General features: G+C 45.0%; 17 protein-coding genes. 3 read left to right on the top strand and 14 right to left on the bottom strand.

Annotation, left to right across the window (positions count from 1 at the left end; genetic code table 11):
* Positions 1–47: 47 nt before the first annotated feature.
* From LRR81_RS12470 to LRR81_RS12445, 6 genes are all read right to left on the bottom strand, one after another.
* Positions 48–1,388, bottom strand: a complete 1,341-nt coding sequence (locus LRR81_RS12470) for a 6-phospho-beta-glucosidase (RefSeq protein ID WP_231789700.1) — start codon at positions 1,386–1,388, stop codon at positions 48–50.
* A gap of 27 nt (positions 1,389–1,415) precedes the next feature.
* Positions 1,416–2,174: a chitin disaccharide deacetylase gene (gene chbG, locus LRR81_RS12465; RefSeq protein WP_231789699.1), complete on the bottom strand. Its 759-nt coding sequence runs from the start codon at positions 2,172–2,174 to the stop codon at positions 1,416–1,418.
* 136 nt (positions 2,175–2,310) lie between these two features.
* Positions 2,311–2,622, bottom strand: coding sequence for a PTS lactose/cellobiose transporter subunit IIA (locus LRR81_RS12460; protein ID WP_231789698.1), 312 nt, complete (start codon positions 2,620–2,622; stop codon positions 2,311–2,313).
* Positions 2,623–2,637: 15 nt separating this feature from the next.
* Positions 2,638–3,546, bottom strand: a complete 909-nt coding sequence (locus tag LRR81_RS12455; RefSeq protein ID WP_231789697.1) for an ROK family protein — start codon at positions 3,544–3,546, stop codon at positions 2,638–2,640.
* A gap of 21 nt (positions 3,547–3,567) precedes the next feature.
* Positions 3,568–4,893, bottom strand: coding sequence for a PTS sugar transporter subunit IIC (locus LRR81_RS12450; protein ID WP_231789696.1), 1,326 nt, complete (start codon positions 4,891–4,893; stop codon positions 3,568–3,570).
* 30 nt (positions 4,894–4,923) lie between these two features.
* Positions 4,924–5,226: a PTS sugar transporter subunit IIB gene (locus LRR81_RS12445; RefSeq protein ID WP_231789695.1), complete on the bottom strand. Its 303-nt coding sequence runs from the start codon at positions 5,224–5,226 to the stop codon at positions 4,924–4,926.
* 253 nt (positions 5,227–5,479) lie between these two features.
* Between LRR81_RS12445 and LRR81_RS12440 the strand changes: the two genes are divergently transcribed.
* Positions 5,480–6,694 (top strand): cytochrome P450, encoded by a 1,215-nt coding sequence (locus tag LRR81_RS12440; RefSeq protein ID WP_231789694.1) that lies wholly within the window; start codon positions 5,480–5,482, stop codon positions 6,692–6,694.
* A gap of 35 nt (positions 6,695–6,729) precedes the next feature.
* Here LRR81_RS12440 and LRR81_RS12435 read toward each other — a convergent pair whose 3' ends face one another.
* The 6 genes from LRR81_RS12435 to thiM all read right to left on the bottom strand — a co-directional run bounded on the left by LRR81_RS12435 (position 6,730) and on the right by thiM (position 13,508).
* Complete coding sequence (locus tag LRR81_RS12435; protein WP_231789693.1) at positions 6,730–7,953, bottom strand: MDR family MFS transporter; 1,224 nt, start codon at positions 7,951–7,953, stop codon at positions 6,730–6,732.
* A 744-nt stretch (positions 7,954–8,697) separates the two neighbouring features.
* Positions 8,698–10,119, bottom strand: a complete 1,422-nt coding sequence (locus tag LRR81_RS12430) for an amino acid permease (protein ID WP_231789692.1) — start codon at positions 10,117–10,119, stop codon at positions 8,698–8,700.
* Between the two features lie 139 nt (positions 10,120–10,258).
* Positions 10,259–11,122, bottom strand: a complete 864-nt coding sequence (locus tag LRR81_RS12425) for a glycerophosphodiester phosphodiesterase (protein WP_231789691.1) — start codon at positions 11,120–11,122, stop codon at positions 10,259–10,261.
* 122 nt (positions 11,123–11,244) lie between these two features.
* Entirely contained in the window at positions 11,245–11,886 is a 642-nt protein-coding gene (gene thiE, locus LRR81_RS12420; RefSeq protein WP_231789690.1) for a thiamine phosphate synthase, read from the bottom strand.
* On the bottom strand, positions 11,883–12,698 hold the full coding sequence (gene thiD / locus LRR81_RS12415; RefSeq protein WP_231789689.1) for a bifunctional hydroxymethylpyrimidine kinase/phosphomethylpyrimidine kinase: 816 nt from the start codon (positions 12,696–12,698) through the stop codon (positions 11,883–11,885). Before thiD ends, thiE begins: the two co-directional genes overlap by 4 nt.
* Positions 12,699–13,508: a hydroxyethylthiazole kinase gene (gene thiM, locus LRR81_RS12410; protein WP_231789688.1), complete on the bottom strand. Its 810-nt coding sequence runs from the start codon at positions 13,506–13,508 to the stop codon at positions 12,699–12,701.
* An 802-nt stretch (positions 13,509–14,310) separates the two neighbouring features.
* Here thiM and LRR81_RS12405 point away from each other — a divergent pair.
* Positions 14,311–15,567: a glycosyl hydrolase family 28-related protein gene (locus tag LRR81_RS12405; RefSeq protein WP_231789687.1), complete on the top strand. Its 1,257-nt coding sequence runs from the start codon at positions 14,311–14,313 to the stop codon at positions 15,565–15,567.
* Between the two features lie 367 nt (positions 15,568–15,934).
* On the opposite strand, the gene LRR81_RS12400 is transcribed toward LRR81_RS12405, so the two are convergent.
* Positions 15,935–16,948 (bottom strand): S66 family peptidase, encoded by a 1,014-nt coding sequence (locus tag LRR81_RS12400; RefSeq protein WP_231789686.1) that lies wholly within the window; start codon positions 16,946–16,948, stop codon positions 15,935–15,937.
* Between the two features lie 145 nt (positions 16,949–17,093).
* Here LRR81_RS12400 and LRR81_RS12395 point away from each other — a divergent pair, with 145 nt between their 5' ends.
* A complete protein-coding gene (locus LRR81_RS12395) occupies positions 17,094–17,354 on the top strand; it encodes a hypothetical protein (protein ID WP_231789685.1) in 261 nt (86 codons plus the stop codon).
* On the opposite strand, the gene LRR81_RS12390 is transcribed toward LRR81_RS12395, so the two are convergent.
* Positions 17,347–18,225 (bottom strand): AraC family transcriptional regulator, encoded by an 879-nt coding sequence (locus LRR81_RS12390; protein WP_231789684.1) that lies wholly within the window; start codon positions 18,223–18,225, stop codon positions 17,347–17,349. The two genes, LRR81_RS12395 and LRR81_RS12390, sit on opposite strands and share 8 nt — an antisense overlap.
* Between the last annotated feature and the right edge of the window lie 146 nt (positions 18,226–18,371).

Below are 18,371 nucleotides of genomic sequence, written 5' to 3'. Positions count from 1 at the left end.
TCTTTATTTCCTTTGAACAAAAAAGCTGCCGGGAAACCCGGCAGCTTTTAAGAGATAACTTCGTTTTTCATTTGTGCTGGTTTAGTAAAATCACTCAAACCGTGAGCATCGAGCATTTCGTCCAAAATAGCTTTTGCTTTAGCGTCAGATGGAACAAGGGGATTGATCGTCATGGCCAGTAATGCTCTATGATAATCCCTTTCAACAGCAGCCTCGCAGGCTACCCTTTCAAAGGATTTGATTTGCTGCACAAGCCCTCTTACGGCAACAGGCAGGTCGCCTATGGCAATCGGCTTCGGACCGGATTTTGTGATGATACAGTTGATTTCAACGGCAGAGTCCGCCGGAATGCTAGCAATCGCTCCGTTATTCATGGTGTTGACCGGCTGTATATCGCCTTTGTCATTATAAATGGAGTCGATCAGGCTGCAGGCAGCATCACTGTAATAAGCGCCGCCTCTTTTCTCAAGCTGCGGAGGCTTGATTGAAAGACCTGGATCCTTATACAGCTCAAACAGTTCTTTTTCCAGCTGCTTCACGACTTCTGCTCGTGTTCCCTTTTCTGCAGCCGACTTTTTTTCTTCCTCCAGCATTTTTTCCGTTTGATAATAATAGCGGTGGTATGGACAGGGCAGGACACCGAGGGCTTTGATAAATTCCGGCTCCCAGCCGAGATCCGCAATATTTTTCATTGTCATTCCTTCGTCAGGGCTCACAAGCTTTTCAATGACTTCCTTCAGGACTGATTGGCCATCAAGATAAACGTCAAGACCGAAGACCATATGATTCAGTCCTGCAAAATCAACGGCGATTCGATCAGGCGAAACACCCAGCAGCTTGGCTGCGCCCATTCTCATTCCGATTGGCACATTGCACAGTCCAACCACTTTTCTAAAGGAGGTGTGTCTTAAAACCGCTTCTGTCACCATCCCCGCCGGGTTAGTGAAATTAATCAGCCAGGCATCAGGACAGAGCTGTTCGATGTCCTTCACAATATCCAGAATGACCGGAATCGTCCTCAGGCCTTTGAATAGCCCGCCGGGACCGTTTGTTTCCTGTCCGATGACGCCGTATTTCAGCGGGATTCTTTCGTCCTTTGCTCTTGCCTCAAGCAAGCCGACGCGGAATTGTGTTGTAACGAAGTCAGCTTCACGAAGTGCCTCTTTTCGGTCAAGGGTGCAGTGAACCTTCATCGGGACTCCCGCTTTTTCGACCATTCTTTTTGCGAGATTCCCAACGATCTGAAGCTTTTCCTCCCCTTCAGGAATATCCACAAGCCACAGCTCACTGACCGGCAAGCTGTCATACCGCTTGATAAAACCTTCCACAAGCTCAGGGGTATAGCTTGACCCGCCCCCAATCGTGACGATCTTGACTGGCTTTTGCATCAGGTTCTCTCCTTTTCATTGGAATTTTCAAAGAGCTTTTTTTAAAAGCCTATCCTTTAAATGACCGTAATGGCACAGCTCAATATTCTTTTCTGCCGTCCATTCCTTTAAAGCGGGATCAAGGAGCGCCTTTGTCTCGTAAACCCGCTGAACATTGTACGAACTGTTTTCCATGACGAAGGCGTCGGCATATCCTGGATGTGTCATCACTTCGATCGCATCTTTTCCATCCAGCTCTTCAATGAGGGAAATAAAATGATTCGGAAGCAGCTTTTCTCCGTAAAAGGAGGAATAAAAGCTGCAGACTGTGTACTTCTCCTGGTCTGGAAGATCGCGGCTCAGCGGCTCTCTGACAGGAACTTGCATTGAATCAGCAAGCTCTGTCAGCGCCTGCCATACGATAGGATGGCTGTGGACGTGGTGATGGCTGTCAAAATGGGTCGGTGTTAAGCCTTCTTCCAAAAACCGGCTGAGCTGTGCAGAAAGCTCCCGTTTAACTTCTTCAAGGTTCAGCTCTCCCTTGAAGAACCTGTCCCTTTTTAAAAACTGCCCGCTAGTGTCTGTTAAGGAAGGGCACACTGTCAGCGGCTCTCCAATCGTCAGGGCAAAGTGAACCCCTACCCCAAGTGACGGAGTGTTCTTCGCAATGAAGCAGGCATGGTTTGTTCCAGGCATATTCATCATCATAGTAGCAGAGGTTAAAATACCGTTTTCGTGAGCTTCCAAAATGCCGTAGTTAATACTTTTTGAATAGCCGAAATCGTCCGCATTGACTATAACTTTCATGAAAAGTGATCCTTCCCTTCACTGAATCTTGCAAATTTTGATTCTTCTATTTTTATATTACTCCAAATCACAGATCAGTACGAAAGGAAAAAAGAAGCTGCCCTGTTATTCAGGCGCCCCTCTCTCCCGCTAAAGCCTACTTTCGGAATTCCCGGTACATGTAAACAAACTCTTTTGCAAGCTCCCCCATTGTTTCGGTCGTCATGAGGAGATCCTCTGCATGCAGAATCAGCAGGGTGATCACTGTCTTGTTTCCTGCAGCCTCCTGCTGAATCAGGCCGGCATGCACTTTATGCGCTTCTGAAAGCTGTTCAGCAGCCTCTGCAAGCTTTTCCTTCGCTCCATCAAACTGTCCTGCTCTTGCATGCATTAAGGCTTCCATAAAACTGCTCCTGGCAGAACCTGCCTGGCTGATCATCTGAAAAGCAATCAGCTCCATTTCTTCCATAGGCTCTCCCTCCTTTCACGTTGCATCTCCTGCAATGAACTCCTGGTCGCCGTGCAAATGATAATAAAGGGCACCTGTCAGCCCAGCCTGATTTTTTAAGGCACAAACGTCAAGCAAAGGACCCGATCCGTCCTGTGCAAGATAGGCAAGTTCTTCCTTCAGCTCCTGTAAAAGCGTTGGCCTCGAACTGATGGCTCCCCCTATTAAAATTTTCCCAGGGTTCAGAATATAGCTGAGGTTATAAAGGCAAATGGCAATGTTCGAAAAGAACTTTCTGACAAGTCCTTTGGCGGCATAATCTCCATGATCATATGCCTCAAACACTTCCAGACCTGAAACATCCTGAAAAGAGCGCTTTTTCATCTGAGCATACTGCTTTCTGAGAGAATAAACCGTTGCGAATGAATTCATCGTGCTGCCTTCTGGGGTGGCAGCTCCAACGCCGTTTGTAATCATATAGCCGAATTCTCCTGCTCTGAAGGAATGCCCTCTGTACAGCCGGTTTTGAAAAAAGATGGCTCCGCCAATACCTGTTCCGATTGTCAGACACAAAAAATTCTCATCGTGTCTTGCATTTCCCCGCCACTTTTCACCTAGGGCTGCACAGTTCACATCGTTTTCAACGGTTACCGGCACTGAAAGCTTTTCTTCCAAATAATCTTTCAGCGGGAAACCATGAAACTCTTCAATAGCTCCGCCTTTTTCCAGAAAGCCTGTCTCAGGATGAACAAAACCGGGAGCGCTGACCGCTACTCCCGCTAACTCTTTTTCTGCTGCTGCCAATCTTTCAATTCCATTCAGAACAGCCTTCCCTGATCCGTTTTCAGATGAAAAAACGCCAGGGTTCAGCAGGTTTCCTTCTTTGTCGGCGGTGGCATACTTGACATCTGTTCCGCCTATATCAAAGCAAAGATAATTTGACATGCCGTGTTTTCCTTTCTTTTCTTACGCTTTCTTTTCATCTGTCATGGCTGCCGCCTTGTTTGCAGCCATTACAAACGGAAGATAGACAACCGTTGAAATGGCGAGACAGACAAATCCTGCAACAAGCCCCATCCAGTTGCCCCCTGTTCCAAGGAACGGAATCAGCGGACCGGGCGTTGTCCACGGTACAGCATATGCAACAGGAGGGATAATCTTGAGTGCAATAAAGAGATAGCCGACAAAAGTATTAATAGCAGGCACTAAAATGAATGGAATGATAAACAGCGGATTGAGTACAATCGGCAAACCGAAAATAATTGGTTCATTAATATTGAAAATTCCAGGTGCCAGCGCCAGTTTTCCAAGCTCCTTGTATTCTTTTCTTCTTGAAGCAATAAAGATGGCGATCAATAATCCAAGCGTCATCCCTGAGCCGCCGTAATTGGCAAAAGCGTCCGTCAGCGTCCATGTTTCAGGATAAGGGGCACCCCACGCTGTTCCATGCTTGGCAACAAAGTTGAGGTTATCAAGGTTGGCTTCTGTAAAAATCGTCTCTCTGATTGCAGCGATTGTGTTGGGGCCGTGGATACCGAATATCCACAGAAAATTGGCGACAATGCCAAGGAATATAACAGTCCAGACATTCGTGCCCATCTCTTTCAGCGGAGATTGCAGCACTTTGTATACGAGCTCATGAAGGCCATTCGGTGCCGCAAGAGAAATGAGATAGCTCAAAACAGCAAACGCAACAGTAACAATGACGATTGGAAAAAGCACTTTAAAAGACCTTGTGATCGCCGGCGGCACTTGCGGAGGCAGTGTAAGCTGAAGCCTTTTGGATCTTGACAGCCTTCCGAAAAGCTCCCCTACGACAAGGCCGACAAGCAATGCGACAAAAAGACCTTGAGGGCCAAGCCATTTATTTGTTAAAAAGGCTTGATTTTCTATTATTCTGTAAGGTGTATAGATAATAAAATAGCAGGAAACAGAGGTGAGTCCGCAAAGAAGATCATCAGCCTTCATGGCAAGCGCCATATTCCTGCCCACCAGATAGGCGATAAAGATCGCCATAATATCAAGTGATCCTCTAAGGACAGGTGTAAAAATCGCCTGGGCATCAGCTAAATGAGGAAAAAGTGAAGGAAGAAAAAGAATTTTGGCAATAAACCCGTCCGGTGAAAGAATAGCAAAGTTTAAAAGAACAATAAGTGAACCTGCCATTGTAATAGGGAAAAGCAAAATAAATGCATCGCGAATAGCCCCTAAATGACGCTGCGAATTCAGCTTTGTTGCAAGAGGAACTAAAACGCGCTCCATACTGCTTTCAAATTTCGCCATAAAACTCATGTCCATACCTCCTATGATGTAAGAAAATCCTTACGGCTCAAGCAGTTCAAAGGCACGCTCCAAAACAGCCTTTCCATTCATCAGCCCGTAGTCCTTCATATTGATGACCTCAATGGGGACATGCTTTGGAACAACGGCTTCCACCTGTGCTTTTTGATAGCGCACCTGCGGTCCAAGCAAAACGATATCCACCTCATCCGCCACTGTGCTGCACTCTGATACGGGAAGCGCAAAAATTTCTATTTCCTTGCCAAGGTTCTTTGCATGCTCATTCATTTTGTTTACGAGCAGGCTGGTCGACATTCCCGCAGCGCAAACAAGCAAAATTTTCATTACCGGCACCCCTCCTTCTTTTCTCCAGGGGTTTTTATCCCCTTAAAAAAGGATATGCCTAGAGCTTTCGCAATTTGATAGCGCTTCCCAAATTATTTTTCCTGCTTAACAAAACAAGCTGCAGCAGGGAAAAGGATTTTCACCTCTGCAGCCGAAATCATAAACGGACACTCATATTTAACAAAGGTGTATGAAGGGTAATAGTTTACTAGCTATAGGTTTGACCAACAATGAATCAAGGAGGCCACACAAAATGGAAAATCAGTCTGGTTCATCATTCCTCCAGGTAAAAGAAATTTCAACAAAAGAAGAAAGATACAACCCATTCGCCTGGTACAGCAAAATGAGAAGGGAAGAACCTGTCCGGTGGGATCAGGATCGGCGGTCGTGGGATGTGTTTAAATATGAAGATGTTAAATTGGTATTGGAAAGAAAAGAATTGTTCTCTTCCAACCGGGGAGGGAATCAGGATCAGGGCAAGCAGTCTCCCCTTTCTGTCAGCCTCATCAACATTGATCCTCCTAAACACAGCCAGATGAGAGCACTCGTGAATAAAGCTTTTACACCGAGAGCAATGAAAGAATGGGAGCCGCGCATTCAAAAAATAGTCGATATGCTGCTCGATGAAGTGGCATCTGAAAAGGAATTTGATGCTGTAAAGGCACTGACAAATCCGCTTCCGGTAATGGTAATCGCCGAAATTCTCGGCGTTCCTATAGAAGATCAGAAAAAATTCAAAGAATGGTCCGATTGGATTGTTGCCGGCCCTAAAGACAACAGCGATGAGGAAATTCAGCGTCTTCGCGAAAATCAGGGCAGATCGCACCGTGAGCTTGTGGAGTATTTTGAAAAGATTATTGATCAAAAGCAAAAAGAGCCTGGTGATGACATTATCTCTGTGCTGCTTGATGCAAGCATTGAAGGAGAGCGTTTAAGCAGAGAGGAAATCATTGGCTTCAGCATTCTTCTGTTAATTGCAGGCAATGAGACAACAACGAACCTTATTTCAAACACACTGTATTGCTTTACGGAATATCCCGCAGAGTATCTAAAAGTAAAAGAAAATCCAGATGCTCTTGTGCCTTCTGCTATTGAGGAGGTGCTCCGCTTCCGCTCTCCTGTGCAGGCAATGAACCGGATTGCAAAGGAAAACACATGGATCGGCAGCAGGGAAATTCATAAAGGAGAAAGCGTTGTTGCCTGGATTGGTTCAGCCAATCGGGATGATGAGCACTTTGAAGATGCTCAAGATTTTCACCCTGAAAGAAAGAAAAATACGCATATGGCTTTCGGAAAAGGCATTCACTTTTGCCTTGGTGCCCCGCTCGCCAGGATGGAAGCTGACATCGCTCTGAAAGAATGGATTAAGCGGTTTCCTGACTTTGAAAGAAGCGAAAACTTTACACTTGAACCGATTGAAAGCAGCTTTGTTTATGGCTTGAAAGAATTTAACGTCCGCATTATTTAAAGAAAAAGAGCACGCCTGCAGCGTGCTCTTTCCTTTTACAGCATTTCTTTTTTAACGGAAACTGCCGGAAGCTTCACCTGCACCCTGCTTCCTATAAGAAAGAACAGGATGCTGCAAAGCGTAATAGCCCCGATTACTTCAAACATGACCATCCCTCCTGCCTTTCCGAGAAGGTATCCGCCAAAGATCGGCCCCATAAAGCTGCCGGCTCTTCTGAATTGTGCAGCGCCAAAGTAGGTTCCCCGAAGATGCTCCTGTGCCAAATCATCGATAATAAGGCTGCTTGATGGAAAAATAAGAATCTCGCCAAGTGTGAAAAGAATCATGGCCGCAGCAGCAAGAAACCATCCTGCTGCATAACCAAAGCATATCAATCCGCCTGCCGTCATAATCGCCCCGAAGATCATCACCTGCATCGGTTTAAATTTTCCTGCCGCGTGACTAATCGGAATTTGCAGTATGACCACCATCAGTGCATTGATCGTCAAGAGGATCGAATAAACAGCCACACTGTTCTCTATCGACTGGCTGAGGTGCTGAGGCAGATTCGATTCCATCTGAGCATATCCGATATTCACAAGGATGCTTCCGAGAATCAAATAGCGAAGTGCCGTATCTCTTCTGATAATCCCTGCGGCTGCTTTGAACGTAACAGGCTCTTTTCCTTCTTTTTTGCCTTCAAAGAGAAAGCGTTTCATGAGAACAAAAAGCAGCACGCAATAGATAAAATAAACAGATGCTGTAGCGAGAAAAGCCATTTTCGGAGATGTGCTTGCCATATAAGCACCCATCAGAGGCCCGACGGCTGCACCGATGTTGATCGCCGTATAGCGGTACGAGTAAGCCTTCATCCGATTCTTTTTCTCTGTCAAATCAGCAATCAATGCTTGGGAAACAGGCTCAAAAAAGGAGTTGCAAAGCCCGTTCAGCGCATTTAAAACAACAAACCAAACCGGTGAACCTGCAATCGAAAAGCATGCGTATACAAAACTTAAGATGAAAAGTGATGTGAGCATAACCGGCTTTCTTCCAAACCGGTCTGAAAGATGGCCCCCGATAAATCCCCCTGCCGCAGACATCAGCGGACTGATCCCAACAGTGAGGCCGATCAATAGCGGAGAAAGGTTTATCTCTCTTGACAAATAGATAGCGAGAAAAGGAAGCGTCATGGCAGAGGCCGCTCTAGTCATAATCGTTCCAAACAACAGCACCCAGACGATCGGATGAAATTGCTTTCCTAATTGCTGAAGCTTTTTCATAGTTTTTCGCCTTCTTCCCTTAGATCCTTCAAATTGCTAAATTCATCATATACTTATTTCCAGTTTTGGAAAATTAGATTTTTCGTATGTGGAGGGATAAGGAAAGGTTATCAAAGAGAATGAATTTATTTTTTACTGCTTATGTTGCAGACGGCAGTAAAACTGATTCTCCTATGCCGCGAATGGGTCCGGCAGTGCTGCCGCCTTTCGGGAAATTAAGGGGTGAATTCAGGAATATAAGAGCCGGTTTCGGGAATATCTCCCCTTCATTCGGGAAATAGACAGCTTGGTTCGGGAAAATGGCATGGGGGCTGCGTGCAAAATTAAACTTTCTTTATGCAAAAGAGAGTTTTAGCTGTGACTGCATCTGCAGTTTTGCTCACGATCTGCGTGTAGCTCTTTGTAACCGGCCTTTCGGGAAAATAAAGGGTGAATTTGAGAATATAAGAGCCGGTTTCGAGAATATCTCCCCTTCATTCGGGAAATAGACAGCTTGGTTCGGGAAAATGGCTTCGGGGCAGCGTGCAAAATTAAACTTTCTTTATGCAAAAGAGAATTTTAGCTGTGACTGCACATGCCGTATTGTACATGATCTGCACACGGCTCTTTATAACCGGCCTTTCGGGAAAATGAGGGGTGAATTTGAGAATATAAGAGCCGGTTTCGGGAAGATCTCCCCCTGCCTTAGCGTGAAGTGATATTTGAGACTAAAAAACCGCCCCATCAATACAGGGCGGCTTCCTCCTACTGCTGTTTCAATGTTTTCCTTTGATAAGAAGTTCGAATGGTTTTCCGCATGATCAGCGGGTAAATTGCCAGTCCGAATACAAACAGTCCGATTCCGAGGAAAAAGGTTTTTAAATCGGCTGTTCCAGTTTTAATAACCCATAATGAGTAAAGCAGCGCCAGAATCGTAATGATGCCGTCCTTTACTCTTGAACCGCCGAGTTCCGCGTAGGTATCCCCTGTTATCACGAGCTTCAGCTGGTAAATCGCTGAGACGAGATAGGGAATCAGATAGGCGAGCGTTGCAACGGTGATGGCAAATTCATACGCCTGATAAACAGTGCCTGAGATCGTGGAAAATAAAAAGATCTGTGTCATGACATTTGTTAGCGTCATGGAATTTGCCGGACTGCCGTTACGGTTGGTTTTTCCGAAAAAGGCAGGAAAAAGGTTCTCACGCGCTGCTCTGTAAGGCACTTCAGAACTGACAACGATCCAGCCGACAGTTGAACCGAATAAGGAAATCAGAGCAAGAACAGCGAGGAAAATGGCTCCTCCGCTGCCCACGACAGTGCTGAGCGCGTCAACGAGCGGGCGCTGCGATTCTCTTAATTCTTCCTGTGACAGGGCGCCCATTGTTAAAAGCGTAATCCCGATATAAACAGCAAGCGAAATAACAAGGCCGATAATAGTGGCTTTTTTTACATCATTTTGTGATTTCGCCCTGTTTGACAGCATGACGGCTGATTCAATTCCGATAAATGCCCAGAGTGTCGCAATGGCAGCAGAATTCAGCTGGCCTCCGAGTGACTCAGCATGTCCGCTCGCATTAATGTATTCCTTGCCAAGCCCAAGGTTTGTCAGATCAAATACAAACAATGCCGCTACTATGAAAAAGGCAAAGCCGATAATTTTTGCGATGGTTGCTGCCAGGTTCATAGGCCCTGCACCATTGAAGTTTTTTGCAAGGATGGCCTGAATGCCCCACAGCATGACAGAACAAACTAAAAAGGTGATCAGCTTTCCAATTTCAAGTGTAAAAGAGCCGATTGAGAGGATGCCTGCTTTGCTTTCCATGATGGGAAAGAAAGACGATAAATATCCTGCAAAAGATATAATAACCGATGCTGTAGCAGACCAGTTGGCTGCCCAATATCCCCAAGCCATGCTGTAGCCTGCTGCACGTCCTGCTTCAGGAGCAGAAAAAAGCGCTTGTGCATAGCTTTGAGGACCTGCCTTCAGCTTTGGTTTTCTGACTGATAAATTTCCAAAAACAAGTGCAATCATAAAGACGCCGGCACCTGTCAAAATCCAGGCCAAAGTGGAACCTGTCGGGCTTGCCACTGAGGCTAAATTTGCAGGCAGCATGAAGATTCCGCCGCCTACCATATTTCCAACAACAAACATGGTCAGGACCCAAAGTCCCCATTTTTTATCCATAGTAATCGAACCTTTCTAATCAAATTGCTTTTTGTAGTATAACGCAATATTTTAGTTTGGTAAAGTGGTAACATGCTAGCAAAATAAAGAAATATAGCCAATAGAAAACCCGGCTTGGAATCAGCCGGGCCTCGCTTTCTTATTTTTTGCTTCGCTCTTTAATCAGGCTGTCCAGCACATCCGGATAGTTCGTAAACATGCCGGTTACACCCCAGTCAAGCAGTTTGTTCATATCATTACGCTCATTTACTGTAAAAGGGTGAATCTGAAGACCGCTTTTTACAGTGTTTTGTACATACTCCTTGGTGATAAAGCGGGCATTCGGGCCAATTCCGATCGCATAAGTCTTTATATCTTTCAGTTCCTCATTTGAAATTGCTGCAGGGCTTGTGTAATCAAGCAGCTGAACAAGATGAAGGGAAGAATCCATCTTATGTACCTTCAGCAGGCTTTCTTTGCTGAATGACTGAATGAGTACATTCTTTTTTGGAATATGGTATTTATTAATGGTTTTCAGCAGTTTTTCTTCCATTCCAGGATAAACTTCAGGTGATTTTGTTTCAATATAATAGTTTTTATTTTTGCCGAATTCTTTAAAGATTTCTTCCAGTGTTAATACTTTAAGGCCTTTGTAGCTTTTTTTCGCTAAATAAGGATAGGCTTTGTTGAACCAGCTTCCCGCATCGAGTTTTTTAATTTCCTTCAGCGTATGGTCCTTCACAAGTCCAGTTCCATTTGTTGTTCTGTCCAGCTGCTCGTCGTGCATGGCAATCAGTTTTCCGTCTTTTGTCATCTGAAGGTCAATTTCGATAAAATCTCCATGAAGCTTGTCCCCCAGCTTGTAAGAAGCCATCGTATGCTCTGGGGCATAGCCTGACGCTCCCCTGTGAGCTACATTTGCAATACCGTCATCTTTTTTTGAGCCGGCAAGTGCCGTATTTCCTGAGAGCAGACCGATGGCTAAAGCAGCAGTTCCAACAAAACCGAACCATTTCTTATTCATTCATTCTCCTCCTAAAATATGATGGTGCTTGCCTTTTAACCATAGCGGCTGCTTATTAAGCTGCTGTTAAGCTTCCTTATCAGGAGAATAAAGAAATGATAACAATTGCAATACAAGGCACATTAAAGCTTCTTTCTTAGCGATTCTGCAGCGCGCGCAATATCCGGAGCCCTGCTGATGGCTGAGATGACAGCAGCCCCGTCAGCGCCTGCTTTCATGACCATTTGCGCGTTATGCTCATTAATGCCCCCAATGCCAACAACAGGAATGGTGATTCCCTTTTTCCGGATCGCTTCTATTAATACGGTGCCCTGCACCTCTTTCGCATCTTTTTTTGATTCTGTCGGAAAAATGGGGCCAATCCCGAGGTAATCTGCTCCGTCTGCTATCGCCTGCTCTGCTTCCTGTTCTGTGTGGACAGAAACGCCAAGCCACTTATTTTTCATGCTCTCTCTCGCTGCACCGGCATTTTCGTCATCCTGTCCAATGTGAAGGCCATCTGCGCCGATTTTCACCGCCAGCTCCAGGTCATCATTGACGATAAACGGTACCTTATGGCTTCGGCATATGCTCTGCAGCTTTTTTGCAAGCTCTTCTTTTTCTCTTCCGGAAAGAGATCCTTCCCCTTTCTCCCTGAATTGGAACATGGTGATTCCGCCTTCGATCGCTTCTTTCAAGACTTCAGCAGCGTCCTTTGAGCAATCCTGTGTTCCCGCTATAAAATAAACCCGCAGCGCCGATTTGATTTCGGAATCCTGACTCATTTAAGCGCCTCTTCTCTTTTCAGCTGCTGATACGCCCAGTGATTGGTCGGGCCATGGCCGCTGCCGATCTTGAGAGTATGCAGGATGGCAGCCTGAATATACTGCTTCGCTGTCCGGACCGCTTCCCTTATGTTTATTCCTTTTGCAAGTTCAGCCGTTATCGCCGCTGAGAATGTGCAGCCTGTTCCGTGCGTATGCTTGGTTGGAATGCGTTTTTCAGAAAAATAAGCAAAATCCATTCCATCATATAAAAGATCACATGATTCTTCATGATCATCGTGCCCGCCCTTAATGATCACATAGTGCGGACCCATTTCATGAAGCAGCCTGCAGGCAGCTTCTTTATCTTTTGAAGAGGAAATCTTTCCGCCGATCATTTCTTCTGCTTCCGGTATATTCGGTGTGATCACTTTGGCAAGCGGGAGCAGCTCTTTTTTCAGCACATCCATCGCTTCCTTCTGAAGAAGCGGACTGCCGCCTTTTGCAATCATGACTGGATCAATCACAAGATTGTCCCATTTGTACTCCTTTATGAGGAAAGCTGCGGCAGAAATAATTTCTGTGTTAAACAGCATGCCCGTTTTCACAGCATCAGGCGGAAGATCTTCTTCAATGGACTGAAGCTGCTGACTGACTGCTTCTCCTGCCATCGGATAAACGCCCTGAACACCTGTTGTGTTTTGAGCTGTAACAGCGGTAACGGCTGACATTCCATACACCTTCAGCTCCTGGAAGGTTTTCAAGTCTGCCTGAATGCCAGCCCCGCCGCCTGAATCAGATCCGGCGATGGTTAACGCTTTTGCTATTTTCATTTACAGCGCCTCCTTTGTTTGGATGCTTCCCATTTCTAACAGGTCATTTTCCTTTACAAGGTGAAGCTGATTTAAAAATTCTATTTGAAAGCTTCCCGGGCCGTCAGCTCCTGCTGCGGCTTTTTCCGCTGCAATGCCATAATATAGAAGCGCTGCAGCGGCTCCCTTTAGCGGGTTTTCTGCTGCACTTGCAAAAGCACCGGTAACAGAGGACAGCAGACAGCCTGTACCTGTTACCTTTGTAAGCAGGTGATGGCCGTTTTTAATAATGATCATTGTTTCTCCATTGGTGACGATATCCTCTTTACCTGTCAGCACAATGACCGTATCCAGCCGCTTTGCTGCTTTTTGGGCAATATCAGCTGTATCTCCTTCACCAGATCCAGCATCAACACCCTTAGCCGTCCAGTTTTCCCCTGCTAAGTGAGCAATTTCTGCGGCATTTCCTCTGATGATGGAAACAGAGACCTCGTTCAATATCCGTTTTGCGGCTGAGGAACGATAGGCAGTCGCACCAGCTGCAACCGGATCCAGGATAACCGGAATGCCGTGTGTGTTAGCCGATTTTCCTGCAAGAATCATCGCCTCTATAGCGGCTTCATTTAATGTCCCAATGTTCAGCACAACAGCTTTTGCCGCAGCAGCCATTTCTGCTGCTTCTTCTTTTGCATCAGCCATTACCGGTGAGGCCCCAAGAGCCAGCAGGCCGTTTGCCGTAAAATTGGCCACTACGATGTTCGTGATATTGTGAACCAGAGGATTTTCCCTTCTGATTTTGTTAAGATATTGCGCTGCTTCTTCCAGTTTCATAGACTCTCATCCTTTGCTATTTTTTCGGGAGGCCTGCAGATGAATACAGAAAATGCTAATTTTCCCGCTCCTGTTGATTGCAGTGGCAGGCGGGAGACTCCTGCGGTAGCAGCGGGACAGGTGAGACCCCGCATGCGCTTAGCGCAGAGGAGGCTCACCGCCCGCCCCGCGGAAAGCGGACGCCTGAAACGGAAATCAACAGCCACTGTTAAAAGTGCCTAATAAAAAAGACACTCCGCCATGAGCAAAGTGTCTTTGTCTTCCTTCATAAATAATGAAACAAAGATAGCTTATCTCCCTGCGCTGGCATTATCCAACAGGTTCATGCGGTCTACGGCAGAATAGCCGTACTCTCAGCCTGCTGCTGCAAGCTCCCGGTTTGTGGTGTATATGCAATCAGTGTACAAATAGCATTTCTTAAATGCAAGAAAAGTACTTTAATCTTTAATCACATTTAGAATTTTCATAATATGATTATGTAAAAAAAGCTGGTAAACATCGGTATCCTGTCAGCCTTTGGGCTCATTAGTTTTTGAAGGGTTCTTTTGCAAATATCCAGAGAAGCCTGCTTCTATGGAAACTTTCTCTATCCTTGCCTGGGTATATGGCAGGAAGAGAAGCTGTTCAGCAAGAAAGCAAGCTGTTCATTCTGCCCCTAACTGGTGCCGATGGCCGCTTTTCTTATGGCACGTTCTTTGCTAGAGTAAACAGTGAATTCCGAACGAGAGGGACGAGCTACTGAAATCGATCCCAATTTTCAAGGGGGACTGCAGGATGGTATTAAAGGTATTGGAGAATCTGTGTGGCTAAGAAATGGATAGGTGCTGCAGTGCTTCTTCTAGTTTTAGTGATGGTGATTGTTACATTTCAGCAGACGAAAAAAGAGGATCCTGAATCCCATTTTAAAAAGAAAAATACAGATGAATTGAACGTTGCCTCTTATGGAGCAGCAGGCGACGGAAAAACAGATGATACAAAAGCCATTCAAAAAGCATTAAACAGCGGATCAGGAAAGAAGGTTATTTTTCCAAAAGGAGAATACCGCATCACAGAAAGCCTGCGTGTTAAGGATAATACAGAGCTTTACGGCAAAGGAGCTGCTATAGATGCTGGAAATGACCTTGAGAGTGTTGTAAATGTGAAGGGCAGCGATATAGACATTAACGGACTTTTAATAGATGGGAAAAACACAGCTTTAAAAGGAATTTCCATCCTTGAAGGCTCCAATTATGTTTCTATTTCAGACAGCAAGGTTCAAAATTTTACGCAGCCGGCAAAAAAACCGCTTGCCAACATGACGGTAAGCGGCATCCGAATTGAAGGCGGAGTACGAAACGTTAAAATAGACAAAAGCAGAATTCAGAATGTAAAGGCGAGAAATCCAGTTAAAGGCTGGGGCCATTTTGTAGCAAGGGGCATCCTGATCAGTCCGGAATCAAAGGATCAGCCGGAAAGCGAAAATATTTCTGTAACCAATTCTTCTTTCAAGAAAATCGGCCCTAAGGATGATGGAGACGGGATCGTTGTGCAAGGGTTCAAAAACAAAATGAATTTACAGATTCTGAACAATTCCTTTGCCTATACATACAAAAGAGCCATAAAAATTCAGTCTCCAGGCGTTTTAATTAAAGGAAACAAAATTTATAACAATTTTCTTGAAAACAATTTTTATGCTACTTATAAAGAAAAAAACAACTATGATATGTGGGCAGCCATATCCATCTATGCCAACAATGTAACCGTTGAGAAGAACACAATCAGCGGCGAGGGAAACTATCAGCGCGTGATTGATGTGGCGAATGCCAGCCATATTAAAATACTTAACAACTTTATTAAAAACGGAGAAAAGGGAAATTATCAGCAGTCAGATATTGTAGCCATCACAAACAGCAAAAAAGACCATATCCAGGATTTTACCGTATCTAATAATGTTTTTGTGAATGGACGGTATGGTGTGTATGCGAAAACAAGCATCCCAGAACTAATCGTAAAAAATAATAAGCAGGTCAACGTCCAGGATTATCAATATCCCTATCCGAAGGAAGTTGCCGGCGAGTGAAAAGCCGTGCTCTATGAAGCGCGGCTTTTTCTTAGTATCATTTCATTATTTTTTTCTAATGCTTGGCCATAGCCCTCTCCTATTTGCCGGAACATCATATAGTATCAGCGTGCGTTTCAGCAAAGCTAATGTTCTTCTATCACTAGACCAGAAAGAAAGGAAGTCAGCATGTTATCTTTTAAAAAAGGACGGGCTGTAAGCTATCTGCCCATTTCACAGCAATCCGTCAAGAGTGAACAGGTTCAATCCAGGCTTCAATGGAAAATTGTCCAAAAGAAACTGCCCTGGCAGCTGGAATTGCTTTTAAATGATGCTTCAAAAGCCTGCAGGAAGTTTAAGCAAAAAAGTGCTTTTTTCTCTAAACGGCTTAAATAAACCTCTGGAGAATTCTCCCTGAACCGTTTTCAGCAATGATTTTTCCATAGGCACCATTGATGAACGTAATTTGAGGCGGCTGATGTCCGCAATCAATGTCATAAAATACAGGCGCTCCTGTTTCTTCTGCCATTTCTCTGTACACATCTTCAGCAGTATAACCTTCCACTGCCGTATTAGCTGCACTTCTTCCAAACAGGATGCCTGAACAGTTTTCAAACCAGCCGGCGTATTTCATTTGGACAAGAGCCCTTCTAAGCTCCACCGCACTCATTTCGCAGTTTTCCAAGTACCAGAGAACTTTTTCGCCTGGAATATACGTATCGCGAAACTTTGTTACATCACCATATGGCGTCCCTGCAAGCCTGGAAATGACGTCGATGCAGCCGCCAAGCAGCCTTCCTTCAGCTTCTTCCCTGCAGCCTGATTCAGTCTTCCAGACGGTCGGCTCTGTGAGATGGAAGACTGAAGGAGAAGAGCTTTCGTGATCCCAGCTTTTCTGATATTTTTCAGAGGAAAATTGCTGTATTTCCTCCCCTTCCGCTGTTTGCAGAACTTTTTCCCACATGGCAGTTGTTTGATCAGAAGCATCCCCCCGCAAATCAATCAGGTTTGTTCCATGTGCTGTGGCAATTCCCGTCTTTAGCGTGATGGCCAATAACAGAACGCTCACATCTGAGTAGCCTAAAATCCATTTCTTCCCCGCACGGCTGAAATCTACATACTCCAACATTTCTATTAAAAGCTCGCCGCCCCAAGGCGGAAAAACGAGATTGATCTCAGGATTTTGCAGCATGTCATTTAATTCCTTCGCCCTTTTCTTCGCATGAGCCGATTTGGCTTTTCCCTGCGTCCATGGTGTCTCTCCTGTTACAACCCTGTAACTCTTTGCTTCCATTTTTCTAATCGCTGCTTTCAGCAGCTCGTGCTGTATTTTCTCTAGTCCTGAAGACGGAGCTGTTACTCCGATGCAGACGCTTTTTTTCAAGATTGGGTAGGTGATCACATTTTCTCATCCTCCTATAAAAGATTTTCACTTTAATGATGCAGCGGTGTGTCCTTTTACAGTAGTGCCGATCCCATTTTGTCTGTTATAATAAAAGCAAAAAAGGTATAGATTAATAGCAAAAATTAACTAATCAGGTGATAGAATGGACAAAAAATTGATTGAAACCATGTACGATGACATCTATGAAAAGCTGGATCTTGACCATTCCAAAATTTTAGCCATGCTTTCTGATAAGGAGCAGCATTCTTTTACAATAGAAGAAAAAGAAAAGCTCGGAAGAATGGAACTTGCCGTCCAAACGGCAAAGGATATTATGGAAAACATTATGTCACCGGGCACAAGCATGAAAATTATGCATGCCAGAGGATCGCTCACAATTGAAATAAATCAGGAATCTACTTGAGGAATGGGAGGCTGTCTTCCCATTCCATTTTGTTTTTCCTGATTTCTCCCGGTGAGTATCCCGTTACCTTTTTGCACACCTTATTCAGGTAATTCGCATTTGTATAGCCGGACAGCTCGGCAATTTCCTCTATAGAATACTTCGTTTGGTGAAGCAGCTCGATGGCTTTTTGTATCCTGATTTTCGTTAAATACTGTATGGGCGTTATGCCTGTTGTTTGCTTAAATACCCTGATATAGTGGTAGCGTGATAAGCCTGACACTTCAGCCATTTCCTCAGGACCGATGTTGTCCCGGTAAAACTGTTTGGCATAAAGAGCTGAGCGGACAATGCTTTCGGGCCAGTCCGCCATCCTTGTTTCAGCATTTGCCGCATAATCATAAAGCGCCATTAAAAACTGGTAAGCAAGACTGGAGCCTTTGTAAGCATTGGTTATTTTTTTGCTGTTGGCTTCAGACAGGATCTCCTGCAAAAGCTCGATCGGAGCTGCTTCAGGATGAAAATGAATAATCGACAGGTTCTTCTCCTTCAACGCATTCCAGCATTTTTCCGCCTCTTCCCCGTAAAGTGTGACATACATGAACTCCCAGCTTTTGCTGTCTTCCGGAAGGTAATATTTATAATGACTCGGGCTTTTGACCAAAAAAGCGTGCCCTGGATTCAGCCTGTGCTTGCTGCCTTCCAATTCGATTTCCCCTGTGCCTGAGAGGGTGTATTGAAAAATCACCTTTCCCATGTCCTTCCGCTCCATCCCATTCCAGGAATAAATAGAGGAAGTGTGCTCATCCCAGCCGACAGACCAGAGCTGGGCTATATGGCTGACTGACGGCTCCTTAAAACGGAAAGCGATCGTTCCATACTTGTTTTTCATCTTTATCTCTCCTATGGGGCAGCAAATTTTTCATGGTTTTTGCTTGTATGAATGATGAACTACATTTAGCTTACACCCCTGCAACCGCAAAAAAAAGCTATTCTTCTCAAATTTTTTACCATTGCGGTAATAAGGCTGGAAAGACT

Origin of the sequence: Metabacillus kandeliae (assembly GCF_021166585.1) — a bacterium.
Classification (GTDB): domain Bacteria; phylum Bacillota; class Bacilli; order Bacillales; family Bacillaceae; genus Metabacillus_B; species Metabacillus_B kandeliae.
This window is presented reverse-complemented; position numbering and strand designations above follow the sequence as displayed.